The 7,243-nt window shown below is 63.6% G+C and carries 5 protein-coding genes; all 5 read left to right on the top strand.

Going from position 1 to position 7,243, the window contains the following annotated elements:
- Positions 1 to 97: 97 nt before the first annotated feature.
- The 5 genes from WBV42_RS07065 (at position 98) to WBV42_RS07045 (ending at position 7,212) form a co-directional block, all read left to right on the top strand.
- Positions 98 to 1,090: a glutathione S-transferase family protein gene (locus WBV42_RS07065; protein WP_423985401.1), complete on the top strand. Its 993-nt coding sequence runs from the start codon at positions 98 to 100 to the stop codon at positions 1,088 to 1,090.
- Positions 1,091 to 1,218: 128 nt separating this feature from the next.
- Positions 1,219 to 4,443 (top strand): glucodextranase DOMON-like domain-containing protein, encoded by a 3,225-nt coding sequence (locus WBV42_RS07060; protein ID WP_423985400.1) that lies wholly within the window; start codon positions 1,219 to 1,221, stop codon positions 4,441 to 4,443.
- Positions 4,444 to 4,556: 113 nt separating this feature from the next.
- Positions 4,557 to 5,114: a thioredoxin family protein gene (locus WBV42_RS07055; RefSeq protein WP_423985399.1), complete on the top strand. Its 558-nt coding sequence runs from the start codon at positions 4,557 to 4,559 to the stop codon at positions 5,112 to 5,114.
- Positions 5,115 to 5,240: 126 nt separating this feature from the next.
- The gene (locus WBV42_RS07050) at positions 5,241 to 5,666 is read left to right on the top strand and encodes a DoxX family protein (RefSeq protein WP_423985398.1); all 426 of its coding nucleotides are present in this window, start codon (positions 5,241 to 5,243) and stop codon (positions 5,664 to 5,666) included.
- A 202-nt stretch (positions 5,667 to 5,868) separates the two neighbouring features.
- Entirely contained in the window at positions 5,869 to 7,212 is a 1,344-nt protein-coding gene (locus WBV42_RS07045) for an NADH:flavin oxidoreductase (protein ID WP_423985397.1), read from the top strand.
- The last annotated feature ends 31 nt before the right edge of the window (positions 7,213 to 7,243 follow it).

Here is a 7,243-nt window from a genome sequence, read left to right as displayed (position 1 = left end):
TGCCATGGGAGGGGTAGCGGCCGGGTCCCCCGAACGGGATGCGGAAGGAACGTGGGGGAAACCCACCGCTAAGGCCAGGAAAGACCTATCGGTAGACATGAACATGCTCGTCGACGGCGAGTGGCGGACGGACGCGTACGAGACGACGAACGACGAGGGGGAGTTCGAACGGCAAACGACCTCGTTTCGTGAGTGGGTCGAGGCGGACCCGGACAGTGAATTTCCGGCGGAGTCGGGACGCTACCACCTGTACGTCTCGTACGCCTGTCCGTGGGCACACCGGACGCTCATCACGCGGGCGCTGAAGGGACTGGACGACCACATCTCGGTGTCGGTCGTGGACCCGCATCGGAAGAACGACGGGTGGGAGTTCTCGCCCGAGACGTCCGGTTGTACACCCGACCACATCAGCGGGACCGACTACCTCCGCGAGGTGTACACGAACGCCGACTCGGAGTTCACGGGGCGCGTGACAGTGCCCGTCCTCTGGGACAAGGAGCAGGAGACCATCGTGAACAACGAGTCGAAGGAGATCATGCGGATGTTCGATATCGCGTTCGATGACGTCGCGGACCGTGACGTGACGCTGTACCCCGAGGAGTATCGCGACGAGATCGACGAAACTCTCGAAGCGATTTACGAACCGATCAACAACGGGGTGTATCGCGCGGGATTCGCGGAGACGCAAACGGCCTACGAAGGGGCCGTCGAAGAACTGTTCGACGCGCTCGATCACTGGGAGAACGTGCTCGCCGAGCAGCGGTATCTCTGTGGCCCGGTTCTGACCGAAGCGGACGTGGGTATGTTCACGACGCTCGTGCGCTTCGACGCGGTGTACGCGACGCATTTCAAATGCAACGTCCGGCGAATCGTGGACTATCCGAACCTCTGGAACTACCTGAAGGAGTTGATGCAACTACCGGACGTCGCCGAGACGGTCCGCATGGACCACATCAAGGAGCACTACTACCGAAGCCACACGGACATCAACCCGACCGGAATCGTGCCCGTCGGCCCGGAACTCGATTTCGAGGAGAAACACGACAGGGACCGGTTGGTGGGCGGGCCACCGGAGGAGATTCGTCGCTGAGATCACTGCCGGAGCGACATCGGCTGAAACAACGAAAGCATGAATCAGAAATTATAGATAATTATCCTTGGAAAAGTATGAAGTAATCAATCATCGTAGATTGTGGCGTGCGCGAGAAAACATTCGATATGACGAGGCGGACCGCGCTGACACTGCTGGGGGCGGGCGTTACCGGGGCGATGGCGACGCCGATAACGGCAGAGGGGATGCCGACCGGCGGCACCGACGCCCACTGGACGACGGGCGAGAAGTACGGCGTCGGCACCGTCGCCGACCACGACGCGGACGACCCGTCGCGGGTCTGGTTCACCCTCACCGAGGGCGCGCTGACCGAAACGCGGTTCCCGCGGATCGACTATATCAACCTCCGGACGCTCGATTTCGTCGTTGCCGCGCCGAAAGAGGGCTACGTCGCTCGCTCGTTCGACGTCTCTCGATTGGACGACGACGAGGAAGGCGTCGAGCGAACGACCGAGATGGTCGACGACGATTCGCTCTCGTTCCGGCAGACGATTTCTGCGACCGGCGACCGAAACTGGGAACTCGTCGTGGAGTACGCGGCGCATCCGGACCACGACGCGCTTCTCGCGGACGTGACGTTCAGCGGGAGCGCGAAGTACGACGTGTACGCCCTCGCCGACACGGCGTTCTCCAACAGCGGAATGGGCGACATGGGTCACGCGAAATCCGATGGGAGTTCGAAGTACTTGGCGGGACACGACACGGCCGAAAACGACGGCGACGCCGTCATTCTGGACGAGAACGGCGACCCGTACAACGTCGCCGGGGCGCTCGTCGCGGATGCCGGATTCGAGTGGACGACGGTCGACGTGATCGGCGGCGACAGCATCTCGCCGCTACTGACGGACGGATCGGCGGACACGAGATACGACGAGGCGACCGGGAACATCGCCCTCGTCGGGCGTCTCGGAACGAAAACGGAACACCTGAAGGCCACCGTCGCGCTCGGCTTCGCCGAAAACGCGGACGAAAGGAGTGCGTACGCGGAGGCGAAATCGGCGCTCTCCTCGCCATTTTCGAAGGTACGAGCGCGCTACGCGAAATCGTGGCGGAGCTATCTGCAGGGCGTCGACGTACCGAAGAGCGTGCGAGGTGATTCGGACCTACGACGGCAGTTCAACGCCAGCGCGATGGCGCTGAAAGCGGCCGAGTCGAAGCGGTTCCGCGGTGCGGGGGTCGCCAGTCCGAGCGTCCCGTGGGGCGACGCCGTGGTGGCGAACGAACCGTCGGATTACGGCTACAACTTCGTCTGGTCGCGCGACCTGTATCAGGCGTTCACGGCGATGTCGGCGATGGGCGACATGGAGAGCGCGATTGCTGCCGTCGAATACCTGTACGAGTATCAGCAGGACGAGGAGGGATTCCTACCCCAAAACACGTTCCTCGACGGGCGAACGCGCTGGGGCGGCGAGCAGATGGACAACATCTCGTTCCCGCAGATCATGGCGTACCAACTGCACGAGCGCCACGGCATCGGGTTCGACGACGTGAGCTACGATTACGGGAACGTTCGCCGCTCGACGGAGTACGTCGTCGGGCACGGTCCGGCGACCGGCCAGGAACGATGGGAGGAGGAGTCGGGCTACTCGCCGAGCACGACGGCGGCCGAAATCGCCGGACTCGCCTGCTCTGCCGCGCTTGCCGACGCGGAAGGGGAGGACGCCGACGCGCTCGTCTACCTCGCGCTGGCCGACGATTGGCAAGCGAAGACCGAGGAGTGGATGGCGACGACGGAGGGGACCGAGAAACACACGAACATGCCCTACTACTTCCGCATCAACGACGATACTGATCCCGACGACGGGGCACCACGGGCCATCAACAACGGCGGGCCGACGCTGGACGAGCGGAACGTCATCGACGCGGGATTCCTCGAACTCGTCCGTCTCGGCGTCAAGCCGTGGGACGACCCGGTCGTTCGGAACTCGTTGGCCGTCGTGGACGACACCATCAAAGTCGAGACGCCGTACGGTCCGGCGTTCTACCGCTACAACGACGACGGCTACGGCGAACAGGGAGAGGACCCGAACGACGGCTACCGCGAGGGCGGTCCGTGGACGCTCGACAACGAAGGACAGGGTCGACTCTGGCCAATCTTCACCGGCGAGCGCGGCGAGTACGAACTTCTCACGGGGGGCGAGCGGCGGTACGACCCGAAATCCCTGCTCGTTACGATGGCGAAGTTCGCCAACTCGGGCGGGATGATTCCCGAGCAAGTGTGGGACCGACCCGACCCGACCGACTACGGGTGGGAGTTCGGTGAAGGAACCGGGTCGGCGACCCCGCTCTCGTGGAGCATGGCGCAGTTCGTCCGCCTCGCCTACGGCGTCGAGGCCGGACGGCCGGTCGAGACGCCGAAGTTCGTGGCAGGACGATACGCCAACGACGAGGTCCCGGACGGACCGAACCTCTCGGTCGAGTTCCCGTCCTCGCCGGTCACGGATCGAACCGTGACGATTTCCGGGGAAACCGACGGCGCGACGGTCGTCGTGAAGACGCCGACCGATACCGTCGTCCGCGAGGGCGGCGAGTTCAGCGTCGACGTCGAAGTCGGCGACGGGGAGAGCGGCATCACCGTGGCGGCCGCAACGGACGCCAACTCGTTGGACGAGTTGGGCACGGCGGTACAACGGAAGACGGTCGCATACGTCGATGTGGGTGACGAGGTTGCGACGTGGGACGACCCCGAAGGCGACGACGACGGACCGGGTTCGTACACCTATCCGACCTCCGGCGAGTTCGTGGACGGCGCGTTCGACGTCGAGGAGTTCGGCGTCTACGAGACCGACGACAGCTATCAGTTCCTGCTCTCCCTCGCGGGCGAGTTGACGAACCCGTGGGGTGGCAACGAACTGTCGCTCCAGACGATTCAGGTGTACCTCCGTGACCCCGACGAGTCGGACGCGGACGGGACGACGGCCGCACGCGAGGGCGTCAACGCGACGTTCGAAGCGCCGTACCACTATCGCGTCGTCGCGGAAGGGTTCGTTCCGGCCCGCGTCGAAGCGGCCGACGGAAGCGAACTCACTCAGGACGTGACGATAACGGGATACGGGTCGGTCGATGCGGTGAAACTCGAACTGCCGAAATCGGTGTTCGGCGACCTGACCGGCATGCAACTCGTGCCGCTGCTGCTCGGACAGGACGGCTACAGTCCGGGCCGGATTCGACCCGTCAACGCGACTGCGGGTGGCTACACCTTCGGCGGCGGGCGCGACGATTCGATGAACCCGAACGTCATCGACCTCGTGACGCCCGACGGCGTGAGTCAGGCCGACGCCCTCGCCTACTCGGCGGACGAGTTGGCGACGATTCCGTACCTGTCGCTCTGAGAGCGGAAGGGAGACGGGACGATTCCACGAGACCACCGTTTCCGCTGTTTTCACCGACGAAACCACCGGATGTGGGCGAACCTGTTTTGGGGGTTCGGCGAAAACGGGTAGATATGGTACTGAAGGAATCCGAGGAGAAAATCGGGCGCGACGATCCGGTGCCGAACTTCGAACTGCGCGGCACCGACGGAGTCTTTCACACGCTGTCGGACTTCTCCGACAACGATGCCGTGTTGCTCGTGTTCACCTGCAACCACTGTCCCTACGCGAAGGCGAAGTTCGACCTGCTGAACGACCTCGCGGAGGAGTACGACGACGTTGCCGTCGTCGGCGTCAACGCGAACGACGCCGAGGAGTACCCGGAGGACTCCTTCGACAACATGCAGGAGATGGTTCAGAACGGAACGATCGCCTACGACGCCTACCTCCACGACGAGACACAGGAAGTCGCGGAGTCCTACGGCGCGGTCTGCACGCCCGACCCGTTCCTGCTCCGCAACGAGGGCGACACGTTCACGCTGGCCTACCACGGCCGACTCGACGACGCATTGAATCCCGACGCCGAAGCCACCGAGTTCTACATCCGCGACGCCATCGACAGCATGCTCGCGGGCGAGGACGTTGACTTGGAGTTCCTGCCGTCGCGTGGGTGCTCGATCAAGTGGAAGTGAAAAGAAACAAATAAATGGGATAATCGGGAGCATTCGAGTCGGTAACACCGATGTCAGGAACCGACGTGAGCGATACCGAACATTTTGGGAATCAGCTATAAGTGGCGATTGGACGTGTAGTCAGCCATGGCAGAAAGCAGCGACACGGTAGCGAAATCAACCGGATTCAGGCTCGCCAGAGTGATCTTCGGCGGCCTGCTGACGTACATGGGGATTTCCGGATTTCGAAACATCGAAGCACAGGCGGGCTACGCGGAAGCGAAGGGCGTCCCGATGCCCGAGTTGTCCGTGGTGGCGTCCCACTGGCTTCTCGTCGTCGGCGGCGTCGGAATCAGCCTGTGGAAACTTCCCGGACTCGCCGCCAGCGCCGCCATCAGCTTCTTGGTCGGCGTCACGCCGTTCACCCACGACTTCTGGAATCAGGAGGGACAGGAACGGGCGAACGAACAGAACCACTTCTTGAAGAACGCCGCCATGCTCGGCGCGGCATTCGCCTTCCTCGGCGTCGCCGAGAGTGAAAAGGCGAAGAAAAAACGACAGAACGAACGATAAGGCGGTCGCGTGCGGTATTTTCGATTTCGAATTTTCGAACAGGAGTAACTTCGAAGCTGGTGATTTCGGCTTTCAAACGTTATCGCACTAAGAGCACAGCCACCCAGCAGCCGCAGTCCTCCGAATCGCAAAATCGACTTTTCCCCACGAGACCGTTTTCGCGCAAACCTTTAGGAGCGAATCGAACGAATTCACCGTCACCGTGCCGCAACTCGAAGACCCGCTGGAGATCGGGGGTATCGAACTGCCGAATCGGCTCTATCGCGCCCCGTTGCTCGAATGTGCTGGCAACGGGGAAGGCGCGGTGGACGTCCTGGTTCGGGAACTCGAACCCGCCGCCGAGTCGGGCGTTGGGCTGATCTGTCAAGGAGCGACTATCGTCCGCGGGACGGGGGGCTGTGCCGCGCCGGGGATGACGCGGGTGCACGACTCCGAATTCGTCTCCCGGCTCTCCCGACTCACGGACGCGATTCACGGCCACGGGACCGGAAGTCGAATTTTCATCCAACTGGAACACGGCGGCTTGCGGAGCATGGAGACGTGGCACGCGGGCTATCGCCGGGAGCATCCCGATTTGCAACAGCTCGCTGTTTCCCGACCGCCCGCCGTTCTTCGACTGCTCGATACACTGAGCTTTCTGGACTACGACCCGCACGTCCTTTCGACGGCGGAGGTGTACGACCTCGCGGCCGATTTCGGCCGCTCGGCCGAATACGCGGTCGAGGCGGGCTACGACGGGATTCACATCGCCGGGGCGAACATGGGCATCGTCCAGCAGTTCCTCTCGCCGTTCTACAACCGCCGCGACGACGAGTTCGGCGGGTCGCTCGCCGCGAGAACGCGGTTCCTCGAGGTCGTGTACGAGGAGATTCGGGAGCGCGTCGGTCCCGACGTTCCCATCGCGACCAAAGTGCCAGCCGAGACGACCGCTCCGGCGTTCGTCCGGCGACACCTCTCGCTCGCCGACGGCGTTCGCATCTGCGAGCGATTGACCGACGCGGGATTCGACGCCCTCGTCCCGGTGCAGGCGTCCGTGTTCTGGGACGCGAGCATCATCCGCGGCGCGTTTCCGGCCCGCGCGTGGCGCGACGAGCGGTTTCGAGACGGCTATTCGGAGGCGTTCGGGAGCAAACCGCGGGCCGCGCTCGTCGCCCTCCTCAACTGGGTCCAGTCCCTGAAATACGACTTCGACCCGGCGTGGAACCGCCCGTTCACCCGCCGCGTCAGGTCCCGCGTGTCGGTCCCGGTGCTGGCGGAGGGCGGGATTCGAACCCGACCCCAAATCGACCGATTGCTGGCCGACGGGTCGTGTGACGCCGTGGGAATGGGACGACCGTTTTACGCGGAGCCACGGCTTCCGGCGCGACTTCTCGGCGGTTCGGAAACCGCAGTCGTCTGCGAGAACTGCAACAACTGCACGGTGCCGCAGGCGGCGGGCGCACGCGGCGTCTGTCGCACCCCCAGCGTCCTCGAAAAACGCGGCGAACTCCGCAAATCGGGGGCCTACGACGGACCCGGAACCGAATCGAAGCGCGAGGAGTCGTAACGGGTATTCGACCCGGGACCCAACACGGAGC

This window comes from Haladaptatus sp., assembly GCF_049589095.1.
Classification (GTDB): Archaea; Halobacteriota; Halobacteria; order Halobacteriales; family Haladaptataceae; genus Haladaptatus.
The sequence above is the reverse complement of the archived record's forward strand: the minus strand, read 5'-3'. Positions and strand labels throughout refer to the sequence as shown.

Excerpts from the sequence above, each read along its gene's own strand:
- WBV42_RS07065 (WP_423985401.1), top strand. The coding sequence starts at position 98 with ATGAACATGCTCGTCGACGGCGAGTGGCGGACGGACGCGTACGAGACG.
- WBV42_RS07060 (WP_423985400.1), top strand. The coding sequence starts at position 1,219 with ATGACGAGGCGGACCGCGCTGACACTGCTGGGGGCGGGCGTTACCGGG.
- WBV42_RS07055 (WP_423985399.1), top strand. The coding sequence starts at position 4,557 with ATGGTACTGAAGGAATCCGAGGAGAAAATCGGGCGCGACGATCCGGTG.
- WBV42_RS07050 (WP_423985398.1), top strand. The coding sequence starts at position 5,241 with ATGGCAGAAAGCAGCGACACGGTAGCGAAATCAACCGGATTCAGGCTC.